Origin of the sequence: Peribacillus phoenicis, from assembly GCF_047238085.1 — a bacterium.
Taxonomy (GTDB): domain Bacteria; phylum Bacillota; class Bacilli; order Bacillales; family DSM-1321; genus Peribacillus.
Window position 1 is genome coordinate 1097693 of sequence record NZ_JBDFMF010000001.1, and the last position, 21349, is coordinate 1119041.

Genomic DNA, 21349 nt, shown 5'->3' on the forward strand with positions numbered 1-21349 from the left:
CTTATATTGGTGAATTTTTCATTTTAATACATGTGTTTGGGGGAGTTTTTAATGAAAATTGGTACACAGGACCAGGAGTTTTTCCCTAGGAATATCAAAGAAAAATTTCATTTCTTAAAAGAGGCTGGCTTCGAAGGATTTGAAATTGATGGCAGACTTTTAGTTGACAATCTAGACGAAATAAAAGATGCCATAGCGGAAACAGGAATTCCGGTAACGACTGCCTGCGGAGGCTATACAGGCTGGATTGGTGACTTTATCGAAGAACGCAGACTAAATGGTTTAGGTGAAATCAAAAAAATCCTGGAAGCGTTACAAGAAGTAGGTGGGAAGGGGATTGTAGTTCCAGCTGCATGGGGCATGTTCACTTACCGTCTGCCCCCAATGGTTTCTCCCAGAAGCCGGGAGGGTGATAAACAGTCCATAAGTAATTCCCTTCTATACCTGGACACAATCGCAAAAGAGACAGAGACGACTATTTTCCTGGAACCATTGAATCGCTATCAGGATCATATGATCAACACATTAGCCGACGCAAGAAGTTACATAGAAGAAAATAATTTAAACAATGTAAAAATCATTGCGGACTTCTATCATATGAATATTGAAGAAGATGATATTCCAGAGGCATTACACACAAATCGGGACTTGATTGGGCACATTCACTTGGCGGATAATCATCGTTTTCAGCCGGGGAGCGGCTCACTGGATTTCAAGACACCATTCAATCAACTAAAAGAAGATGGATATGATGGCTTTTTAACACTTGAATGCCGTGTAAGGGGAAATGATCCAAAAGAAGAATATTTAAAAGCATTGCGACACCTCCACCAATCATTAGGCTTTAGAGGGGCTGAACAAGGATGAAGAAGAAAGTTGCGATAATTGGTGGAGGACAAACGGCAGAAAAAGTGCATGTTCCCTACTATCATACACGTGAAGAAGTAGAAATTGTTGCAGTCGTTGGTCGAAATATTGAGTGGACAAAAAACTTTGCGGAACGGAACGGAATAGCACGTTCCTATACAGATGCAGATGAGATGTTTCAGGCAGAACAGCCTGACATCGTCAGTGTCTGCACGCCGAATCGATATCATTATGAAAATGTGATAAAGGCATTGGAATACGGCTGTCATGTAATGTGCGAGAAACCGCCGGCTACTTCCGCTATAGAAGCAAAGCATATGCAAGAAGTTGCAAAAGAAAACAATCTTATTCTTGCATATAATTTTCATCACCGTTTTGCTGATGATGTTAAAATTTTGCGAAAAAAAGTGACAGAAGGTGTGCTGGGGGATATTTATGTCGTAAAAGCAAAAGCCCTGCGCCGAAGCGGTGTACCAGGGTGGGGGAATTTCATAAATAAAGAAGCGCAAGGAGGGGGGCCGCTAATAGATTTGGGTGTCCACATGCTTGATGCCGCCCTCTATGTGTTGGGTTATCCAAAAGTGGAGAAGGTAACGGCCAAGATGTTTCAAAAAATTGGCCCAAAAAAATCACATGGATCTTTTGGGGAATGGGATCCAAAAAAGTTTGAAGTGGAAGATTCCCTTTTTGGATTCATTGAGCTTGAAGGCGGTTGCTTGCTGCAACTCGAGACTTCATTCGCTTTAAATATTAAAGAAACATCAATCATGAATGTGGAATTCTGTGGAGATGAGGCGGGAGCAACACTTTTTCCTGCCAGTATTTATACTGATCAAAAAGGTGAATTAGTGACGATTTTGGACAGAAAGACAGCTGATCCAGACAGGCTTCAGAAAGGATTGGCTGCTTTTGTTGATAAATGTTTGGGCAAGGAAGTCATGGTGGCTAATGGAAGAGAAGGTTACTTGATCTTGCAACTTATCGAAGCTCTCTATCAATCTGCTGAAAAAGGTGAAAGTGTAACCATATGAAAAAATTAGAGGAAAAGGAATTTGACCTGCGTTATATAAATAAATTTGCTAGTTTAATGACAATAGGCAATGGATACTGTGGTCTGCGTGCCACTCATGAAGAAAACTATGCAGATCAAACACGAGGTATGTATGTAGCCGGTATTTATAATAAAGCAACGGCTAATGAACCGTCCGAATTAGTCAATTTGCCAGATATGATAGGAATGAATATTGAGGTTGATGGAGAAACTTTTTCCCTGCTAACGGGGGAAGTCCTTTCATATAAACGCCAGCTAAACTTTGAGACCGGGGAATTAAACCGTGAAATATTATGGAAAAGCAAATCAGGTGCACGATACCGTTTTACTTTTCAACGTTTTGCAGCAAAAAATGACCTTCATGTCCTAGGTACTAAATTAACGGTCATTTCTTTAGACAAAACCACTCAAATAAAAATAGTTACTGGAATCAATGCGCAGCAAACTAACTTTGGAAGACAGCATCTTATTGAAGAAAAGGTTCGTGTAATTGAGGGGGACTTAATACAGGGTATCTATAAAACTACTGAATCAGGGCATACGATTGCACTTGCAGCGTGTTTTACGTGTTCAGGCGAAAGTGATATATCTTATTCGGCAAAAAATAGGCAGCTGCTATCCACGATCAAGCAGGACCTTCTGCCTGATACCCCTTTTACTCTAGAGAAAATCGGTGCCGTTTATACGTCCCTGGATGCAGATATTATGGGGAAAAGCCCTGAAGTGGCCAGTGTTGTGGCCCTAAGAAAATACTCTTCATATGGATATGACGCTTTACTTGAAAAGTCAGCAGGGAGGTGGGCGCAATTTTGGAAGCAAAATCGCATCGAAATTACGTCAACTAGGGATTTTGATCAGCTTGCTGTTGATTTTTCTTTATATCAAATAGAAGTCATGACACCTGCACATGATGAACGCTTCAGTGTCGGTGCGAAGGGTTTGACGGGAGAAGGATACAAAGGTCATGTTTTTTGGGATACTGAAATGTTCATTTTACCATTCCATCTGTTTACAGATCCGGAAAAAGCGAGAAAACTATTGCGTTACCGTTATTTAAAACTGGAACATGCAAAAGCAAAAGCTGCGGCCAATGGATTCGAAGGTGCTTTATTCCCTTGGGAAAGTGCTTTAACCGGAGAAGAGGAAACACCTGAATTTGCGGCCATTAATATTAAAACTGGAAAGCGGCAGAAGGTGGCATCCGCCATAGCTGAACATCATATTGTGGCTGACATTGCTTATACAGTCGTGGAGTATTACCAAAATACATTAGATGATGCTTTTATGAGAAAAGAAGGGCTTGAACTGCTTAAAGAAACGAGCCGGTTTTGGATCAGCAGGGCTGTAGAAGAAAATGGGCAGTTGGTTATCAAAGATGTCATCGGGCCGGATGAATACACAGAACACGTTGATAATAATGCATTTACAAACTATATGGCTTGGAACAATGTTGAGCAGGCACTATTTTTTATGGATAAGTATGGGGATTCAGATGGTTTGTTAATGGAACGAGGACAGGAATTTCTAAAGCGTTTATATTTACCTAAGGCTAATGATCATAAAATCATTCCCCAGGATGATACATTCCTCAGCAAGCCTGAAATCGACCTTTCCCGCTATAAAGAATCTCAGGGCAGTCAAGGGATTCTTATGGATTATTCACGTCAAGAAGTAAATGAAATGCAAATTTTAAAACAAGCGGATGTCGTTATGCTGCTTTATTTATTTCCGGAGCTATTTCCAAGTGATATAATCTCTGAAAATTTGCATTATTACGAGGAGCACACCATACACGATTCTTCACTGAGCAAAGCGATTCATGCCATAGTTGCAGCAAGAGCGGGTGAACTAGAAAAGTCATATGAATTTTTCCATGAAGCATCTTTAATCGACTTGGGCCCGAACCCACTATCTTCAGATGAAGGGCTTCATGCTGCATCCCTTGGTGCCATCTGGATGGCAACCATGTTCGGTTTTGCGAATATCTCGATTAAGGATCATCGCTTAAGTTTAAAACCTAACTTGCCATCTGACTGGTCGGAACTTGCCTTTCCATTAATTTTCCGAGGGTCGCGCCTACATATCAACCTTACACATGATCAAGCCGTAATAACGAAAGTTTCGGGTGATGATGTACTAATAGAACTAAACGGTGCTGAATATTCGCTATCGAGCAAAATTGAAGTAAGTTTCCAATAAGAAGAAGTACTGCCGCTCTTAAAAGCATCGTACTTGCATGGAAATCATCTGAAATGGGATTTTACTCGCTTGCTTTCACGATTATTCATAAGAACTAGTTAGGTATCATTCAGGAGGCAAACATGAAAATTGTAATTGCACCAGATTCATTTAAAGAGAGTTTACCATCCGACCAGGTCGCAAGAGCCATACAATCCGGATTCATGTCCATTTTTCCGAAAGCGGAGTATCATTTGCTTCCAATTGCAGACGGCGGTGAAGGTACTGTTCAAGCTTTGGTTTCCGCTCACAGGGGAAGAGTAGAGAGCATTTCTGTTACCGGTCCACTAGGACTGCCGGTTGAAGCGGATATAGCTTTCTCGAAAGATGGTGAGACAGCATTTATCGAAATGGCGGAAGCATGCGGATTACATCTTGTACCTATAGATCAACGAAATCCCTTACTAACTACATCTTTTGGTGTGGGAGAACTTATTCTTCACGCTGTTAACCAAGGTGCCTCGGAACTGATCATCGGAGTTGGCGGGAGTTCAACCAATGATGGGGGAGTAGGCATGGCTTCCGCTCTTGGTTATGAATTTTTTGATGGTGAAAGAAAAGCAGTAAAGGGTGCCGGCAGGGATCTTTTTAATATTGTGTCTTTGTCTGAAAGTAACCGTGACAGGCGATTAGATTCTGTAAATATTACGATTGCAGCAGATGTGGACAATCCCTTAACGGGCAATAACGGTGCAACCTATATTTACGGTCCACAAAAAGGGCTTCCTGAAGAGTTGCTGGATGAAATGGATCATGCCATGGGCAGGTTTTATCAAATGGCAGGCAACTACTTAGGAATGGATGTCTCCTCCTTACCAGGGAGTGGTGCAGGTGGAGGGATGGGCGCCGGACTGGTGTTATTTACAGGAGCTAAACTAAAAAAGGGCATTGAACTTATGATGGAGCATCTAAAGGTGAAAGAAATTTGCCAGGATGCAGATATAGTGATTGTGGGGGAAGGGAAAATAGACGGCCAAACAATATATGGAAAAGCACCCTCAGGTGTAGCCAAATGCGCACCACCAAAAGCAAAAGTAATAGCGATTTGCGGAAGTGTGGGTAAGGGATCTGATGTTCTTTACAATCATGGATTCGATGCCATATTCCCTACCATTCCTGCAATGCTGCCGATTGAAGACATCCTTGGCGGTGCATTTAAAAATATAGAGAGAACATCTCGGAATGTTGCAGCACTTCTTCGAAAAGAGAGGGACGGTTATTATGGAAGAAAAATTTATTGATGCAGTAGTATTTGATCTTGATGGAGTCATTACTGATTCAGCGCATTATCATTTCCTGGCTTGGCGAGAACTGGCTCATGAACTAGGTATTAGTATTAACGAGATCTTTAACGAGAGGCTTAAGGGGGTAAGCCGAATGGATTCCCTTGAGCTGATTTTACAAGAGGGAAATCAGCAAAATGACTTTACTTTAAGCGAAAAAGAAACAATGGCTGAAAAAAAGAACCTTCACTACTGCGAATTTCTGAAGAAATTGACACCTCAAGATATAATGCCAGGGATTTTGGAGCTCATTACCAATATTAAATTCGAAGGAATTTCCATTGGTCTTGCTTCTGTTTCCAGAAATGCAAGCACCGTATTAAAGGCACTCCAGTTAGAGGATACTTTTGATTACGTTGTAGATGCTGCAAAAGTGAAAAAATCGAAACCTGATCCGGAAATTTTCTTGACGGCATGTAAACAACTGGATGCGAACCCAAATCGATCAATCGGAATTGAAGATGCTTCTGCAGGGATTGACTCCATCAAGGCAAGCGGAATGTTCGCTGTAGGTGTGGGAAATACCCTTAATAAAGCCGATTATAAGGTACATGCAACGAAAGAACTTCAATGGGAAACGATAAAGGCTGAATATAAAACATGGATAGAAAGATGATTCTCCAAGATACTGCCTAATTACAGTGGGCAGTAATAATCCAGGCAGTGCACTGTCAGTGCATACGATGGTAACAGAAAAGGCTGAAGTGAATCAGTAAAAACTTTGATGCCCGATCGGCTTGAATTTTTCATTTTAAAGTTGCAACGGTCGTTCTTTTTATAACGGGGTCAAACCTGGAATAAAAAACATTGCTCTCGTTTTGTGTCCCGCACTATCATTGACTGTTTTCTTCCAGAAATGACTTACCGACACATGCTCCCGGTTGTGGAATGATTAGCAACATCTTGAATATATGTGTAACCCGTCCTCCAATGGTGGACGGGTTTTTGCATGTTTTCATATGAAACTAAAAATCAATCATCTTCAGCTAGAAAAATAGAGGTTGATTCAGCAGAATTCTGGATTTAATCATTCCCTGATAGTAAATACTATCTTTAAGACTTATGTATTACGTGAATTAAAAATTAATATTTGTTCCAATGAATAAAATATATTATTATAAATTTAATAAGAGGGTATGAAATGGAGGGTTATAATTGAAGTTTCCACACGATTTTTTATTCGGAGCAGCTTCCGCTTCTTTTCAAATAGAAGGAGCATGGGATGAAGATGGTAAAGGTATAACGAATTGGGATGTCTTCTCGAAGATACCGGGGAAAACATATGAAGGTACAAACGGGGATGTAGCGATAGACCATTATCATCGTTACAAAGAAGATATTAAATTAATGGCAGAGATGGGACTTGAATCATATCGGTTTTCCATTTCATGGGCACGTATTTTGCCAACCGGTGACGGGGAAATCAATGAAAAAGGTTTGGAATTTTATAATAATGTTATTAATGAATGCTTAAAATATGGGATTGTTCCATTTGTTACGCTGTATCATTGGGATTTGCCTTTGACGCTTGAACAAGATGGGGGATGGACGAATAAGCGAACAGCTGAAGCATTCGTCAAGTATGCGGAGATTTGTTTTCTCGCATTCGGAGACCGCGTCAAACATTGGATCACGTTTAATGAAACGGTTATGTTTTGCGGTTTGGGGTATTTAAAAGGAGCGCACCCGCCTGGAATCCAAAACGATGAAAATAAATACTTTCAAGCGACACATTACGTTTTTTATGCACATGCCAAAGCGGTAGAGGTATATAAGGCACTGAATCATTACGGTGAAATTGGGATTACCCATGTCTTCCTGCCAGCTTATAGTATTGATGACAAACATGAGAATGTATTAGCTGCTAAGCATGCCAATGAATATGAAACTTTTTGGTATTATGACCCAATTTTAAAAGGTGAATATCCAGCTTATGTGGTTGAGCAATTAAAGGAGAAAGGCTGGACACCAAGTTGGACCGAAGAAGAACTGGATACGCTAAAAAGAAATGCGGGGAAAAATGATTTTATTGGACTCAATTATTACCAGCCCATCCGTGTGGAAAAAAATCGGGAAGCCACCTCAAACATGGAGCATTCAAGAGAAACATCTACTCTAGCTCCAGGAAACCCGTCTTTTGATGGCTTTTATCGGACCGTAAAAATGGAAGATAAAACATATACTAAATGGGGCTGGGAAATCTCACCTCAAGGATTCTTAGATGGGCTGCATATGTTAAAAGAGCGTTATGGTGATATTAAAATGTATGTTACAGAAAACGGACTTGGTGATGAGGATCCGATTATCGATGGTGAAATAGTGGATGTTCCCCGTATTAAATATATTGAGGAGCACTTAAAAGTGATTAAGCGAGCAATCAAAGAAGGTATCCATTTAAAAGGATATTACGCATGGTCTGCCATTGATCTATTAAGTTGGTTAAACGGGTATAAGAAGCAATACGGATTTATTTACGTGGATCATCATGATCAGTTAAACCGGAAAAAGAAGCTGTCGTTTCATTGGTATAAGCATATTATCGAGACGAGAGGAGAAGAGCTGTAAACTGAAAGAAAAAGTATATAGAGCCTTGAGTTTTTATAGAGCATGTTTTGAGCAATCTTTCTCAAAACATGCTTTTTCTATTGGCATTAATCAAGTTTTCTGATATGGGGAATTAGTCCAAAGTTCAAACCTCCTGATTTGTAGTCTGAATCTCCGGCTTCAAATTAACTAGACTGGAAGTAAGGTCCCGGATTGTAATGTACATGTAAAAATATTCTAAAAAATGTAAACAAATGTTTACATTGCTAACAATGTACAGTTTTACGTTTTACTGTATAATGTTGAAGCGTGGTCGAGACCATGTCAAATAACTTAACATAAGGAGATTACATATGACGATTATTTCTTAGCTTTGAAAAGTCCCCCCGCATGGTTTGTCCCGTTGAAAAAACCTACAATAGTTAGATTAATTTCGATCAAGCACTCCCTCTAAAATGAAAGAATGTCATTTTTCCTGATGAAGGTAGATTCCAACTAAAAAAACGACTAAGGATGTGAGTTTTAAAAAGATGATAAAAGATTCTAGATTTCAAGGATATAATATGAAAGGTTTTCAAAAGGATGTAACGGCAGGATTGGTCGTAGGTGTTGTAGCCATCCCTTTAGGATTGGCTTTTGCAATTGCTTCAGGCGTCGAACCGATATACGGGTTATATACGACCATCATCGCTGGAATCCTCATATCGATTTTGGGTGGCTCCAAGTATCAAATTGGAGGGCCAACCGGGGCGTTTGTTCCTTTATTATTTGGAATCGTTATGCAATATGGGTATGAAAGCCTGCTTATTGCCGGGTTTTTAGCCGGAATAATGTTAGTCCTGATGGGTCTGCTTAAGGTAGGCAATTTGATGAAGTTCATTCCCCGTCCCGTCATCATTGGATTTACAACAGGAATTGCGATAATAATCTTTTCAGGCCAAATTGCCAACTTCTTTGGTATGAAAGTGGAAAAACATGAAGCGTTCATGGATAACATGAAGGAACTGGTGATTAAAGCAGGCACGATCAATCTATATAGTGTGATTGTTGCGATAATATGTTTTGTCGTCATTCTGCTCGCACCTAGACTTCTGCCACGAGTGCCAGGACCGCTTCTGGGTCTGCTAATATCAACAATGGCAGCTTACTTTTTATTTCCCGATAAGGTGGCTACGATTGGTTCCACGTATGGAGCGATTCCAAAAGGTTTTCCGGAATTTCAAGTGCCGGATCTATCAGTGGAAGTCATTATCACACTCCTTCCCGTTGCTTTTACCATTGCCTTGTTAGGCGGTGTCGAGTCATTGTTATCCGCTACCGTGGCCGATAACATGGGGGGAACCAAGCATGATAGTAACAAGGAATTGGTTGGGCAAGGAATCGCGAACATCGCGACCCCATTCTTCGGCGGGATACCTGCAACAGGTGCCATTGCCAGGACAGCTACCAATATAAAAAGCGGGGCAGCCTCCCCGATGTCCGGAGTCATTCACGGAATTGTCGTTTTACTGGTTTTGCTGGTGCTTTCTCCATATGCAGCGCATATACCTTTGGCAAGCATGGCGCCCATATTGATGTTTGTTGCCTGGAATATGAGTGAAAGAAAGGAATTCGCTCATGTATTGAAAACGAAGACGGCGGATTCTGCGGTTTTGCTAGTCACCTTCCTCGTCACAGTCTTCACTGATTTAATCATGGGAGTGGGAATCGGCTTATTGATTGCATTCATCACCTTCATTGCAAAAATGAGCCACACGTTAAAAGTCAGGGAAAGAAGTCATGAGATTACCGAGATTATTCCAATTGATAATTCGGATTCAAAGATCAATGTGTATAACTTGGAAGGTCCCCTCTTCTTTGGTTCGATAGACGTCTTGGAGTCATCGATATTGGAGAACTTGGATAATAAGACGAAAGTGTTGGTATTAAGCATGCGCCGGGTAACATATATGGACACTTCAGCAGAGGCTGCACTATTGGCGATTGTTAATCGCATCGGAAAATATAAGGGGAAATTAATCATTTCAGGAATCCAGCAGCAACCCAAGGAATTGTTACTCAGCACTGGGTTGTATCATAAAATAGATAAACAGCACTTTTTTAAATCGAAGGAAGATGCCCTGTATTTTGCCAAGAAGCAGTTGAAGGGCAATTCGGATAAAGTAGTCTAATAGTTTCATCCTTGAAGTCACCTTTTTGGATAGTTATGTTATAGTATCGTTAACAGTAGATTTTTAAAAGAAGGTGACTATCTGGGTGAATGTATATCGGATTGGCCAGCTTGCTGAACTAGCGAATGTTTCGAGAAGAACCATTGACTATTACACACAATTAGGAATGCTGAACTATGAAAAAACTGGGTCAAGATATCGGTATTACACAGAAGATGCTTTAAATCGTCTTCAAATGATTAATCGGTATAAAGAACAGAATATGCCTTTGACCGAAATCAAGGAACGGTTACAAGTCTGGTCGGAAACCACTGTTGATTCGGAGCAAGTGCTCTTGATGGTGGACAAGCTATCTACAGACCTTAAAGGACTGGAGAATGAATTGCTGGAATTAAAGCCTTTATTGGAACAGCTCGATGAACAGCAATTAACATATGCTGCACAACAGCTTTCCGTTCGGGGCAGCTCTTTATTGAGTATCCTTGCCATGCTCGCCTAAGCTTTTTGCCAAGTTCAACAAAAAAGGACCTGATTGGGTCTTTTTTTGTTAACTGGACATTTAATGAAAACTACAAACTCAAAAGGATAACCTGACTTTATATACGATAGCGGTACTTTATTTTAACGGAGTCTATAGATCTTTTTTCAATGAAGATGAAGGATATAAGGGATTGGAAAAAGAAGAACTTAAGTATCTACTACTATATGAAGAGGTGAAAGGGAATGATTGGATCGATAGTTACGACGGTAAAAGGACATCTTCAAGGTACTATGGAAAACGATATATGCGTTTGGCGTGGAGTCAGGTATGCGAAAGCGCCGATTGAGGGCCTTCGTTTCCTCTCGCCGGAGCCAGTTGATAAGTGGAGCGGTGTCCTGGATGCAGTGGATTTTGGTCCGATTCCCCCGCAGCCGATGGATCGGGCGGTAAGGACGGGAATGACCGGAAATGAAAAAATGGATGAGGATTGCTTGTTCCTGAATATTTGGTCGCCTAGGGCTGATGATAAAAAACGCCCGGTCATGGTGTGGATTCCTGGAGGAGCATACATAACGGGAGCTGGATCCCTTGATATGTACAATGGACATTTACTGGCTAAGAATGGGGATGTAGTCGTAGTAAGCATCAACTATAGGCTGGGGGCACTGGGATATCTGGATTTTTCCGAGTTGGCAGGTGATGGGGAAATATTTGAAACCAATTTAGGTTTACGTGATCAAGTTGCGTCTCTGAAATGGGTTAAAGAAAATATAGAAGCGTTTGGCGGCGACCCTGATAATGTTACGATATTTGGTGAATCAGCTGGTGGCAATGCGGTGACGACTTTACTTACTGTTCCTTCAGCGAGAGGACTTTTTAAACAGGCCATTGCGGAAAGTCCCGCTCCGACATCTGTTTACGGAAAAGGATTTGCGCGCCAATTCAGTGAAAGGTTCCTTGAAATATTGGGAATTGGAAAGGATGAAATCCACCGCTTAAAGACACTTCCAGTTCAAGAGATTGTCGGGGCCTCCTACCAACTCTTGCAGGAAAATTCACAGGCCATGCCGGGCTCACTATCATTTGGACCTGTCGTAGATGGTGACTTCCTGCCCGATTATCCACTAGATTCGATTCGAACCGGAAAAGCAAAGGGAATACCCTTGCTTATAGGAACAAATAGGGACGAAGCAACATTATTCGACCAGATGGATCCCCCGTTAATCCCAACTAATGCGGCGATGATTCAGAAAATGTTCGATAACACTGATCCAGAGGCGAAAGAGCGAATTACGAATGCTTATATAAACTACCCAGAAAAGGAAGCTGCACTTGGCATTGGCCGTGATGCGACTTTCCATATTCCCTCGGTTTGGTATGCAGAGGCATATAGCCGCTTTGAAAAAACATGGATGTACCGTTTTGATTATAAAACGGCCGCAATGCGCATAAGTAAATTAGGGGCGACACATGGTATGGAAATTCCTTTTGCCTTCCAGACTTTCGACTCGGCATTTGGGAAACGGATTACTTCATATGGTTCAAGGTCAGCTGCCCTAAAGGTTTCCCATAGAATGCAGGGCCATTGGATCAACTTTGCGAAACATGGAAACCCCAATCCCCCGGAAGGCGAAATCTGGCCGAAATATGATGAAAGAAATCACTACACAATGATTTTTGATAAAAAGGATTATATTGAAAAAGATCCTGACAGAATGATAAGGTTGGCATGGGAAGGGGTAGGGATTTACAAGTGAAAAATAGTGGCTTGGAAGAAAGCGGGGAGAACATGGATATCAATAATTTCATGTCAACGAAAGAGTATGCGAAAACTTTGGATCAGGAAGATCCATTAGTTTCTTACAGAGAGGAGTTCTACTTGAACCCCGGAATGATTTATATGGATGGCAACTCATTGGGACTTTTATCAAAGCGGGCTGAGAAAAGTTTAATGAAGTCATTGGAAGATTGGAAAAGGTTTGGAATCGATGGGTGGACGGAAGGCACCGAGCCCTGGTTTTACTTTTCTGAGAGATTGGGTGAATTGAGTGCCCCGCTGGTAGGTGCTTTAGAGGATGAAGTGATAATGGGAGGGTCGACTACAGCTAATCTGCATCAGCTTGCGGCCACTTTTTTTGAACCGAGAGCTGGCAGGAATAAGATTTTGGCGGATGAACTAACCTTCCCGAGTGATATCTATGCACTTCAAAGCCAGCTCCGATTGCATGGGCTTGATCCTTCGGCACACTTGGTTCAGGTGAAAAGCCGAGATGGTAAATTCCTTGAAGAAGAAGACATCATTGCAGAAATGAACGAGGAAATAGCATTGATTGTACTTCCGACGGTTTTATATCGAAGCGGTCAGGTCCTTGATATGGCGAGGTTAACAAAGGAAGCGCATGCACGTGGAATCATGATAGGATTCGATGCCTGTCATTCCGTGGGAGCCATCCCGCATTTGTTTGACAACTGGGAAGTGGATTTCGCGTTTTGGTGTAATTATAAGCATTTGAATGGCGGACCAGGATGTGTAGCGGGGTTATATGTGAACCGTAAGCATTTTGCAAGGCTGCCCGGGTTGGCTGGATGGTTTGGCTCGCGGAAAGATAAGCAGTTCGATATGGAACATACCTTTACCCAGGCAAATTCGGCAGGTGCCTTTCAAATTGGAACTCCCCATATATTAAGCATGGCTCCCCTTTTAGGCTCGCTTGAAATATTTGCGGAAGCGGGGATAGAGCAAGTCCGGAAGAAATCCTTGAAGCTGACTCAATATCTTATGGATTTAATACAATCGGAATTGACGGGATATGGGTTTGAGATTGGGAGCCCAAGGCATGAAGCAAAAAGGGGCGGTCATATCATTCTTGAACATCCAGAAGCTGCAAGAATATGTAAAGCATTGAAACAAGAGGCCATCATACCCGATTATCGTGAACCGAATATGATTCGTTTAGCACCTGTTGCTCTTTATACCTCTTTTCAGGAAGTCTATGAAACTGTACAGGTGCTTAAGAAGATCATGGACGGCAGATTATATGAAAACTATGAAAATAAAAGGGGAATCATTGCCTAGAATGGGAGCAACATATGGAGAAAAATAAACTGCATCGTGAATTATCATCGAATCAAATCACCATGATAGCCATGGGATGTGCAATTGGCACCGGGTTATTTTTGGGAAGCGGCCTTGCGATTTCAACGGCAGGTCCAAGTGTACTTATCAGCTATGCAATAGGTGCATTCATTGTCCTTCTGCTGATGGGCTGTTTGGCGGAAATGACTGTAGCCTATCCAACATCGGGATCCTTTGGAACCATTGCTGAAAAATATATAAGTCCATTTGCGGGTTTTGTTGTGAGGTATTCCTATTGGATAGCGAATGTTCTTGCCATTGGTGTCGAAGTGAGTGCCATCGCTGTTTATATGAAATACTGGTTCCCTGCTGTACCTGGAAGTGTTTGGATTTTCCTTTTTGCCGCACTGCTAATCTATGTAAATGCGACGAGTGTCAATACATTCGGGAATTTTGAGTATGTATTTTCAATGATCAAGATAAGCGCCATTGTCATATTCATTCTACTGGGCGCCTATGTGGTGATTGGCGCTGGACCTTCAAGCGGGATCGGTGTAGAGAACTATGCCAATGATGGAGGTTTTATGCCTTTCGGATTTTGGGGGCTTTGGGTCGCCATATTCATTTCGCTCTTCAGCTTTTTAGGAACTGAGTTGATTGCGGTGACGGCGGGCGAAGCAAAGGACCCGGATATAGCCGTCCCTAAAGCTTTGAAGGCAACTGTCTTCAGGCTTGCCACTTTTTATGTACTGACTATCGGAATCATGTTAATGATTGTTCCCTGGCAATCTGCCGGTATTGATAAAAGCCCATTCGTTAAGGTAATGGAAATCCTGAATGTTCCCGGGGCATCGGGGATAATGAATTTCATTATTTTAACTGCTGCTTTATCTGCAATGAATAGTCAATTATATGCCTCCACCAGAATGATATTTTCGTTATCCGAGCAAAAGCAGGCTCCAGCCCTATTTCAAAAAGTGAGCAGGAAAGGTGTCCCGGTAAGGGCACTTCTCATATCCACTTTAGGAATATTTCTTGCTGCAGGAGTAAAGGTTCTGCTTCCGGATACTTCATATGCATTCATGATGGGGATATCGATGTTCGGGGCCATTTTAACCTGGTTCATGGTTTTCATTTCCCATTTATATTTCAGGAAGAGGTGGGAGAAATCAGGGGGCCGCAAATTACCGGTTAAAATGTATGGATTTCCATATCTAACGATTCTTGGTGCATTTCTTTTGTTTGCTTTGACGGTATCTACCTGGTTCACTGGCCCATTTAAAATCGTGCTCCAGTTCGGGGTTCCTTGGCTGATCTTTCTTTGCATCGTTTATTTATTGATGACGAAATTCAAAAGAAAGTAAAGGGAAAGAGGGATAGTATGGATAAGGGTCCAAGAGATGAACATCGTTTGGAAGAAAGTATGGTAACTGATTTTGAAAAAAATATGTCCTATGGGGACTATCTGCATTTAAATCAAATTTTATCAAGTCAGCATCGACTTTCCGGCCATCACGATGAAATGCTGTTCATCATCATTCACCAAACAAGTGAATTGTGGATGAAATTGATCATCCATGAATTGACTGCGGCAACTGATCATATTGAGGCAGGACATTTGGAGCCTTCCTTTAAGATGCTATCCAGGGTGGCCAGGATCCAACAGCAACTAGTTCAATCTTGGAATGTGCTTTCGACCTTAACGCCATCCGATTATATGGAATTCCGGGAGAAACTAGGAAACTCTTCAGGGTTTCAATCATTTCAGAACAGGTTGATAGAATTTGCGATGGGGCAAAAGAATTCGCAAATATTGGCCGTTTTCCGTCATCAGCCCGAGCTTTATGAGTCGATGATGGCAGCCTTGAATAAACCAAGTATTTATGATGCGGCTATAGGGGCTTTGGCTGCAAGAGGGCTTCCCATTGATCAATCTGTCCTGAAGAGGGATTGGTTTTTAATTTATCAGGAAAATGCAAGTGTTGAAAAAGCATGGCTGACCGTTTACCGTGATGTGCATAACTACTGGGATTTGTATGAGCTGGCCGAAAAACTCGTTGATATTGGAAGTCAACAACAATTTTGGAGATTCAATCATATGAGCACCGTAGAACGGATCATCGGTAATAAAAAGGGAACTGGCGGATCGTCCGGTGTAAGTTATCTGAAAAAAGTGGTCGAACAGCCATTTTTTCCTGAGCTTTGGACATTAAGGACCAAACTGTAAGCTTTGACTGGGGGGGATTTCATGAATCAATGGTTAGATATCCCAGCGCCTTAATGAAAATACGCCATATTGGCTAGGAGATAGCAATATTCATATATGCTGACAATGGCTGAAGGGTCATCTGTCAATGTAGCGGAAATCAGACTGACTCTTTAAGAATTCAATTGATTCTCCCTATCATTTTGATGGAAATGGAAAAAATCATCGAACATGATCTCGATTTATGAAACCGGGCACGGGAGCCCGGTCAGGGCCGTGGTGAAAAAGGAACACTGGTGAGGGGGATATAAGGATGGGCAAAATTGGAGTTTATGGATCTTCCTTCGATCCGGTCACGAATGTGCATTTATGGACAGCATCCACCATTGCGCATCGTGCTAAGCTTGACAAGGTGATTTTTTTACCTTGCTCAAATGGCCGGATCGATAAACAGATGAAAACGAGCAATGAACACCGTTGGGAAATGCTCAAGCTGGCAATAGGGGGCAACCCGTTATTTGAAGTCAGTGATTATGAAATTAATGAACGTGCCGGAACGAGTAAACAATATACTTGGTATACGATGGAATATTTTAAATCACGATTTCCAAAGGACGAAGTTTACTTCATAATGGGTGCAGATTTACTTGAAGATATTGATAATCAGGAGTTGCCGGTACACTTACGATGGAAATTCAGGGAAAAACTGATTGCAAATCATAAATTCATCGTCATGGCACGGGATGGGATCGATATGCTGAAAATCATATCCAAAAGTCCATTGCTAAGGAATTATGATGATGGCAATACATTTCACCTTATTGATAAAGGCCTTTCCATGGAAATCAGTTCTACATATATAAGGGATGAATTCGCGATGGGCGGGGAACCAAGATATTTACTGCCTGATCAGTGTTATCAGTATATCTTGGACAATAAGCTATATCAAAAAGCATCAAATTCATAATAGGTATTAAAAAAAGGGCTCGATCTCCCCGTTGGATCGAGCCCTTTCGTTTGGTGGAATTCTTAAACTTTCAAAACGTGAATGAATTTAAATAAAAGGACATGCAATACCTAGTTGACAACTGGGTTAACTTTGCTTTATGGTAATGATATACAAAAAAATACTTGCTGATCAGAGAACTGAAGGCATACTATCTCCTGAATGATTGAAAGGGAAATAGCATGCCTTTTTTGTTGTAAAAAAAGGGGGAAGCTCATGAAAAAGGTAATGTTATTGATAAGTTTGATTTTAGCATTCGGTGTACTTGCGGGATGCAACTCGGAAAAAACGGAAGGCGACGGGACATCAAAGTCAGTCGAGCTTTTGAATGTGTCATATGATCCGACAAGGGAATTGTACCAGGAATTCAATGAAGCGTTCGTGAAGCACTGGAAAGAAGAATCCGGTCAGGATGTAACGATTCAGCAATCACATGGCGGATCTGGTAAACAGGGCAGGGCAGTCATTGATGGATTGGAGGCGGATGTCGTTACATTGGCATTGGCTTATGATATTGATGCCATTTATGAAGCTAGTAATTTGTTAGCGAAGGATTGGCAAAAACGTTTACCGGAGAACTCGACACCATACACATCAACCATTGTGTTTTTGGTGAAAAAAGATAACCCTAAAGGCATTAAAGATTGGGATGATCTGATTAAAAAGGATGTATCCGTCATTACCCCAAATCCAAAGACAAGCGGAGGGGCAAGGTGGAATTACTTGGCTGCCTGGGCTTATGCGGAGAAAAATTTCGATAATGACGAAACAAAAGTGAAGGATTTCATGAAAAAACTTTATCAGAATGTTGAAGTCCTGGATTCAGGGGCCCGCGGTGCAACGACCACTTTTGTGGAAAGGGGAATTGGTGACGTACTAATCGCTTGGGAGAATGAAGCCTATTTAACACTGGAAGAATTCGGTGATGACAAATATGAAATCGTCAATCCTTCAATCAGTATATTAGCAGAGCCACCGGTAGCTGTTGTCGATGAAGTGGTCGAGAAAAAAGGAACAAAGGAAGTGGCTGAAGCCTACCTGGAATACCTCTATACGGATGCCGGTCAGGAAATTGCCGCGAAAAACTTCTATCGTCCAAGGGATGAGAAGGTTCTCGCTGAATATGAAGACCAATTTGCCAATATCGATATGGTGACTGTTGATGATACGTTTGGCGGTTGGAAAAAAGCCCAGGAAACACATTTTAATGATGGTGGCACATTTGACGAGATTTATCAACAGCAATAAGCATGAAGGAGAAGATGACTTTAACATCTTCTCCTTCATAAATCAGAAAAAGGGTTGAGGCGAAGCGATGAATATAGTCACTGAAGGTAAACAGACGAAAAAGAGGACCATACCCGGTTTTGGATTGACGATGGGTTTTACGCTGCTGTATCTCTCCATCATCGTATTGATCCCGTTATCGATGATTTTTCTAAACACATTTTCAATGGGATTCCAGGATTTTTGGGCGACCATCACTGAACCAAGGGTTCTCGCTTCTTATAAATTGAGTTTCATGACAGCGTTAACTGCGGCCTTTGTGAACGCAGTTTTTGGTGTGTTAATTGCCTGGGTGCTTACTCGTTATGAGTTTCCCGGCAAACGGATCATCGATGGACTGGTTGATTTGCCTTTTGCCCTCCCGACTGCCGTGGCAGGGATTACGTTGACCACCTTGTATTCACCGAACGGATGGATCGGGCAATTTTTCAGTTTTAAAGTCGCTTTCACTCCCGCAGGGATCATCATCGCCCTAATATTTATCGGTCTTCCATTCGTGGTGCGGATGGTTCAACCGGTGCTTGAAAATATCGAAAAAGGGATGGAAGAAGCATCTGCCTCTTTAGGGGCGAATCGAATGCAGACATTCATTAAAATTATCTTCCCGGAATTGATTCCAGCGATATTGACGGGTTTTGCACTTTCTTTTGCGAGGGCACTTGGAGAGTATGGATCAGTTGTCTTCATTGCCGGAAATATGCCGTTTAAAACGGAGATTTCCCCGCTGATCATCATGACAAAGCTTGAACAGTATGATTATGAAGGTGCTACAGCGGTTGCAGCTGTCATGCTCATTATTACATTTATAATCTTATTCACCATCAATATCTTACAATGGTGGACCGGCAAAAGATATTCAGGGAAGTAGGAGGGATATGATGGAACATGATAATTCAGTTGTTGTAAATGCGAATCACCCAGTCATTAATACGAGAAACGCAACTAAAGAGCCTAAATCCATACAGTGGATCCTCATTTCCATTGTATTGCTATTTCTCACTTTGTTTTTAGTTGTCCCATTAATCGCGATCTTTGTAAAAGCCTTTGAAAAAGGTGCCGAAGCTTATTTTGCGGCCATTGTCCACCCTGATGCCGTGGCTGCGATTAAGTTAACATTGATCGTTGTCCTCATCACCTTGCCACTCAATGCCATATTTGGAGTGGTTGCCGCGTGGACCATAACAAAATATGATTTCAAGGGAAAAAACTTCTTAATAACATTGATAGATTTGCCTTTTTCCGTTTCGCCCGTCATTGCCGGGTTGATTTTTGTCCTTCTGTTCGGCTTGCATGGAACACTTGGTCCACTGCTGCAATCTCTTGACATTAAAGTGATCTTTTCAATACCAGGGATTGTCATCGCCTCCATTTTCATCACCTTCCCATTCATTGCGCGCGAATTGATCCCGCTCATGCAAAGCCAGGGGACGTCTGAAGAAGAGGCCTCACTCACGCTGGGTGCAGGAGGGTTTAAGACATTTTGGTATGTGACGCTTCCCAATATAAAATGGGGACTTCTATATGGAGTCATCCTTTGCAATGCAAGGATAATCGGGGAATTTGGAGCTGTATCGGTCGTATCGGGCCATATACGGGGCATGACCAATACGATGCCGCTTCATATTGAAATCTTATACAATGAATATCAATTTTCGGCCGCTTTTGCCGTTGCATCCCTGATGTCCATTTTTGCAATCATAACCTTGATCATTAAAAGCTTCATAGAGTGGAAAACAGACTTTAAATCAACCAAAGCGAGGTAGGAGGAATGAAATGAGTATCATCATTGAAAATGTTACAAAATATTACGGGTCCTATCAAGCACTTCGGAACATCGATTTGGAAATAAAAAGCGGTGAACTTGTAGCCCTACTTGGCCCTTCAGGATCAGGAAAAACGTCATTACTGCGTATCATCGCCGGTCTTGAACAAGCTGAGAACGGAAAGATCCTCTTTAATGAAGAGAATTACACGCATAAACATGTAAAAGATCGAAATGTGGGTTTCGTCTTTCAGCATTATGCCCTTTTTCGCAATATGACCATTTTTGATAATATTGCCTATGGATTAAAGGTCCGACCTAGAAAAATAAGGCCCAGTAAAGAAGTTATTGCACAAAAGGTTACCGAATTGCTTCAACTCGTCAAGCTGGAAGGATATAAAGATCGTTATCCATCGCAATTATCAGGCGGCCAGCGCCAGCGTGTCGCATTGGCAAGGGCACTTGCAGTTGAACCGAATATCCTCTTGCTTGATGAACCATTCGGGGCATTGGATGCCAAGGTTCGCAAAGAACTTCGGCGTTGGCTAAGAAGACTTCATGATGAATTCAATGTTACAAGTGTGTTCGTGACGCATGATCAGGAAGAGGCGATGGATGTTGCTGATCGGGTCGTAATCATGAATGAAGGGAAAATTGAACAGATTGGAACTCCGGAAGAAGTATATGATCACCCGGAAAATCCATTCGTTTATGATTTTCTCGGCAGTGTCAATCTTTTCAAGGGCAACGTTCACCAAGGGAAATTGGTAACTGGGAATGTGGAAATGAATGCCCCGGGCAGTGAAGATGGAGCGGGCACTGGTTATGTAAGGGCTCATAACTTTATCATAGAAAGAGAACCAACAGAAAAGGATTCGATCGCATCCATAATTGAGCACATTCATACAATTGGCCCCATCGTCCGGATAGAAGTCATTCGTCAGGATACAAACGAACCGCTGGAAATCGAACTGACGAAAGAACAATATTTGAATCTTGAAATAAGCAAAGGAGAAAGGGTATTCGTCCGACCAAAAGAATTGAAAGTTTTTGTCGACTTTATGGCTGGAATTTAAGGATGGGTCGAATATTGACGGAAAAACCGCTGATGAGCGGTTTTTTTTATGGGAATGCTAACGGACCTTCCCGTATGAAGGGTAAATAAGCTGCAATCTGTTACAAATGGGCCTCCATGCATTCGAAAGTGGTAAGTTTTTACCTGCCAATAGTCCATGGTCCCTTGGTGCTAAACACTAGATAGAAAGTCTTGCATCAAAATACGAAGGTGATTATGTAAGATATTGGATGTTTTATCACGTGGAAACGTCGAATTTTTATGTTTAATGTTAAAATTGAAATATAATTGTAATATTGTTA

General features: G+C 41.6%; 17 protein-coding genes. All 17 read left to right on the forward strand.

Going from position 1 to position 21349, the window contains the following annotated elements; genetic code table 11:
* The first annotated feature begins 51 nt into the window (after window positions 1-51).
* Window positions 52-867 carry a sugar phosphate isomerase/epimerase family protein gene (locus ABC374_RS05290; RefSeq protein ID WP_413016365.1) on the forward strand — a complete coding sequence of 272 codons (816 nt, stop codon included), beginning with the start codon at window positions 52-54 and terminating at the stop codon, window positions 865-867.
* Window positions 864-1898 (forward strand): Gfo/Idh/MocA family protein, encoded by a 1035-nt coding sequence (locus ABC374_RS05295; protein ID WP_413016367.1) that lies wholly within the window; start codon window positions 864-866, stop codon window positions 1896-1898. Before ABC374_RS05290 ends, ABC374_RS05295 begins: the two co-directional genes overlap by 4 nt.
* On the forward strand, window positions 1895-4117 hold the full coding sequence (locus tag ABC374_RS05300) for a glycoside hydrolase family 65 protein (protein WP_413016369.1): 2223 nt from the start codon (window positions 1895-1897) through the stop codon (window positions 4115-4117). The genes ABC374_RS05295 and ABC374_RS05300 overlap by 4 nt, the downstream gene beginning before the upstream one ends.
* 122 nt (window positions 4118-4239) lie before the next feature.
* Window positions 4240-5397 carry a glycerate kinase gene (locus tag ABC374_RS05305; protein ID WP_413016371.1) on the forward strand — a complete coding sequence of 386 codons (1158 nt, stop codon included), beginning with the start codon at window positions 4240-4242 and terminating at the stop codon, window positions 5395-5397.
* The gene (gene pgmB / locus ABC374_RS05310; RefSeq protein ID WP_413016373.1) at window positions 5378-6055 is read left to right on the forward strand and encodes a beta-phosphoglucomutase; all 678 of its coding nucleotides are present in this window, start codon (window positions 5378-5380) and stop codon (window positions 6053-6055) included. The genes ABC374_RS05305 and pgmB overlap by 20 nt, the downstream gene beginning before the upstream one ends.
* 539 nt (window positions 6056-6594) lie before the next feature.
* Window positions 6595-8004, forward strand: a complete 1410-nt coding sequence (locus ABC374_RS05315; RefSeq protein ID WP_413016374.1) for a GH1 family beta-glucosidase — start codon at window positions 6595-6597, stop codon at window positions 8002-8004.
* 509 nt (window positions 8005-8513) lie between these two features.
* Window positions 8514-10154: a SulP family inorganic anion transporter gene (locus ABC374_RS05320; RefSeq protein WP_413016376.1), complete on the forward strand. Its 1641-nt coding sequence runs from the start codon at window positions 8514-8516 to the stop codon at window positions 10152-10154.
* A gap of 85 nt (window positions 10155-10239) precedes the next feature.
* Window positions 10240-10653, forward strand: coding sequence for a MerR family transcriptional regulator (locus ABC374_RS05325; RefSeq protein WP_241590541.1), 414 nt, complete (start codon window positions 10240-10242; stop codon window positions 10651-10653).
* A gap of 224 nt (window positions 10654-10877) precedes the next feature.
* Entirely contained in the window at window positions 10878-12392 is a 1515-nt protein-coding gene (locus tag ABC374_RS05330) for a carboxylesterase/lipase family protein (RefSeq protein ID WP_413016379.1), read from the forward strand.
* Between the two features lie 32 nt (window positions 12393-12424).
* The gene (gene kynU, locus ABC374_RS05335) at window positions 12425-13711 is read left to right on the forward strand and encodes a kynureninase (RefSeq protein WP_413020275.1); all 1287 of its coding nucleotides are present in this window, start codon (window positions 12425-12427) and stop codon (window positions 13709-13711) included.
* A 14-nt stretch (window positions 13712-13725) separates the two neighbouring features.
* The gene (locus ABC374_RS05340) at window positions 13726-15075 is read left to right on the forward strand and encodes an amino acid permease (RefSeq protein ID WP_350301807.1); all 1350 of its coding nucleotides are present in this window, start codon (window positions 13726-13728) and stop codon (window positions 15073-15075) included.
* Window positions 15076-15092: 17 nt separating this feature from the next.
* The gene (kynA, locus tag ABC374_RS05345; RefSeq protein WP_413016381.1) at window positions 15093-15938 is read left to right on the forward strand and encodes a tryptophan 2,3-dioxygenase; all 846 of its coding nucleotides are present in this window, start codon (window positions 15093-15095) and stop codon (window positions 15936-15938) included.
* 292 nt (window positions 15939-16230) lie between these two features.
* Complete coding sequence (gene nadD / locus ABC374_RS05350; RefSeq protein ID WP_350301809.1) at window positions 16231-16884, forward strand: nicotinate (nicotinamide) nucleotide adenylyltransferase; 654 nt, start codon at window positions 16231-16233, stop codon at window positions 16882-16884.
* Window positions 16885-17139: 255 nt separating this feature from the next.
* A complete protein-coding gene (locus tag ABC374_RS05355) occupies window positions 17140-18171 on the forward strand; it encodes a sulfate ABC transporter substrate-binding protein (protein ID WP_350301810.1) in 1032 nt (343 codons plus the stop codon).
* 67 nt (window positions 18172-18238) lie between these two features.
* Window positions 18239-19078 (forward strand): sulfate ABC transporter permease subunit CysT, encoded by an 840-nt coding sequence (gene cysT, locus ABC374_RS05360; RefSeq protein ID WP_350301811.1) that lies wholly within the window; start codon window positions 18239-18241, stop codon window positions 19076-19078.
* Between the two features lie 10 nt (window positions 19079-19088).
* Window positions 19089-19973: a sulfate ABC transporter permease subunit CysW gene (gene cysW / locus ABC374_RS05365; protein ID WP_350301812.1), complete on the forward strand. Its 885-nt coding sequence runs from the start codon at window positions 19089-19091 to the stop codon at window positions 19971-19973.
* Window positions 19974-19983: 10 nt separating this feature from the next.
* The gene (locus tag ABC374_RS05370) at window positions 19984-21048 is read left to right on the forward strand and encodes a sulfate/molybdate ABC transporter ATP-binding protein (protein ID WP_350301813.1); all 1065 of its coding nucleotides are present in this window, start codon (window positions 19984-19986) and stop codon (window positions 21046-21048) included.
* Window positions 21049-21349: the final 301 nt, after the last annotated feature.

Coding starts and splice junctions, on each gene's coding strand:
- ABC374_RS05290 (WP_413016365.1), top strand. CDS start 52: ATGAAAATTGGTACACAGGACCAGGAGTTTTTCCCTAGGAATATCAAA.
- ABC374_RS05295 (WP_413016367.1), top strand. CDS start 864: ATGAAGAAGAAAGTTGCGATAATTGGTGGAGGACAAACGGCAGAAAAA.
- ABC374_RS05300 (WP_413016369.1), top strand. CDS start 1,895: ATGAAAAAATTAGAGGAAAAGGAATTTGACCTGCGTTATATAAATAAA.
- ABC374_RS05305 (WP_413016371.1), top strand. CDS start 4,240: ATGAAAATTGTAATTGCACCAGATTCATTTAAAGAGAGTTTACCATCC.
- pgmB (WP_413016373.1), top strand. CDS start 5,378: ATGGAAGAAAAATTTATTGATGCAGTAGTATTTGATCTTGATGGAGTC.
- ABC374_RS05320 (WP_413016376.1), top strand. CDS start 8,514: ATGATAAAAGATTCTAGATTTCAAGGATATAATATGAAAGGTTTTCAA.
- ABC374_RS05330 (WP_413016379.1), top strand. CDS start 10,878: ATGATTGGATCGATAGTTACGACGGTAAAAGGACATCTTCAAGGTACT.
- kynU (WP_413020275.1), top strand. CDS start 12,425: ATGGATATCAATAATTTCATGTCAACGAAAGAGTATGCGAAAACTTTG.
- ABC374_RS05340 (WP_350301807.1), top strand. CDS start 13,726: ATGGAGAAAAATAAACTGCATCGTGAATTATCATCGAATCAAATCACC.
- kynA (WP_413016381.1), top strand. CDS start 15,093: ATGGATAAGGGTCCAAGAGATGAACATCGTTTGGAAGAAAGTATGGTA.
- nadD (WP_350301809.1), top strand. CDS start 16,231: ATGGGCAAAATTGGAGTTTATGGATCTTCCTTCGATCCGGTCACGAAT.
- ABC374_RS05355 (WP_350301810.1), top strand. CDS start 17,140: ATGAAAAAGGTAATGTTATTGATAAGTTTGATTTTAGCATTCGGTGTA.
- cysT (WP_350301811.1), top strand. CDS start 18,239: ATGAATATAGTCACTGAAGGTAAACAGACGAAAAAGAGGACCATACCC.
- cysW (WP_350301812.1), top strand. CDS start 19,089: ATGGAACATGATAATTCAGTTGTTGTAAATGCGAATCACCCAGTCATT.
- ABC374_RS05370 (WP_350301813.1), top strand. CDS start 19,984: ATGAGTATCATCATTGAAAATGTTACAAAATATTACGGGTCCTATCAA.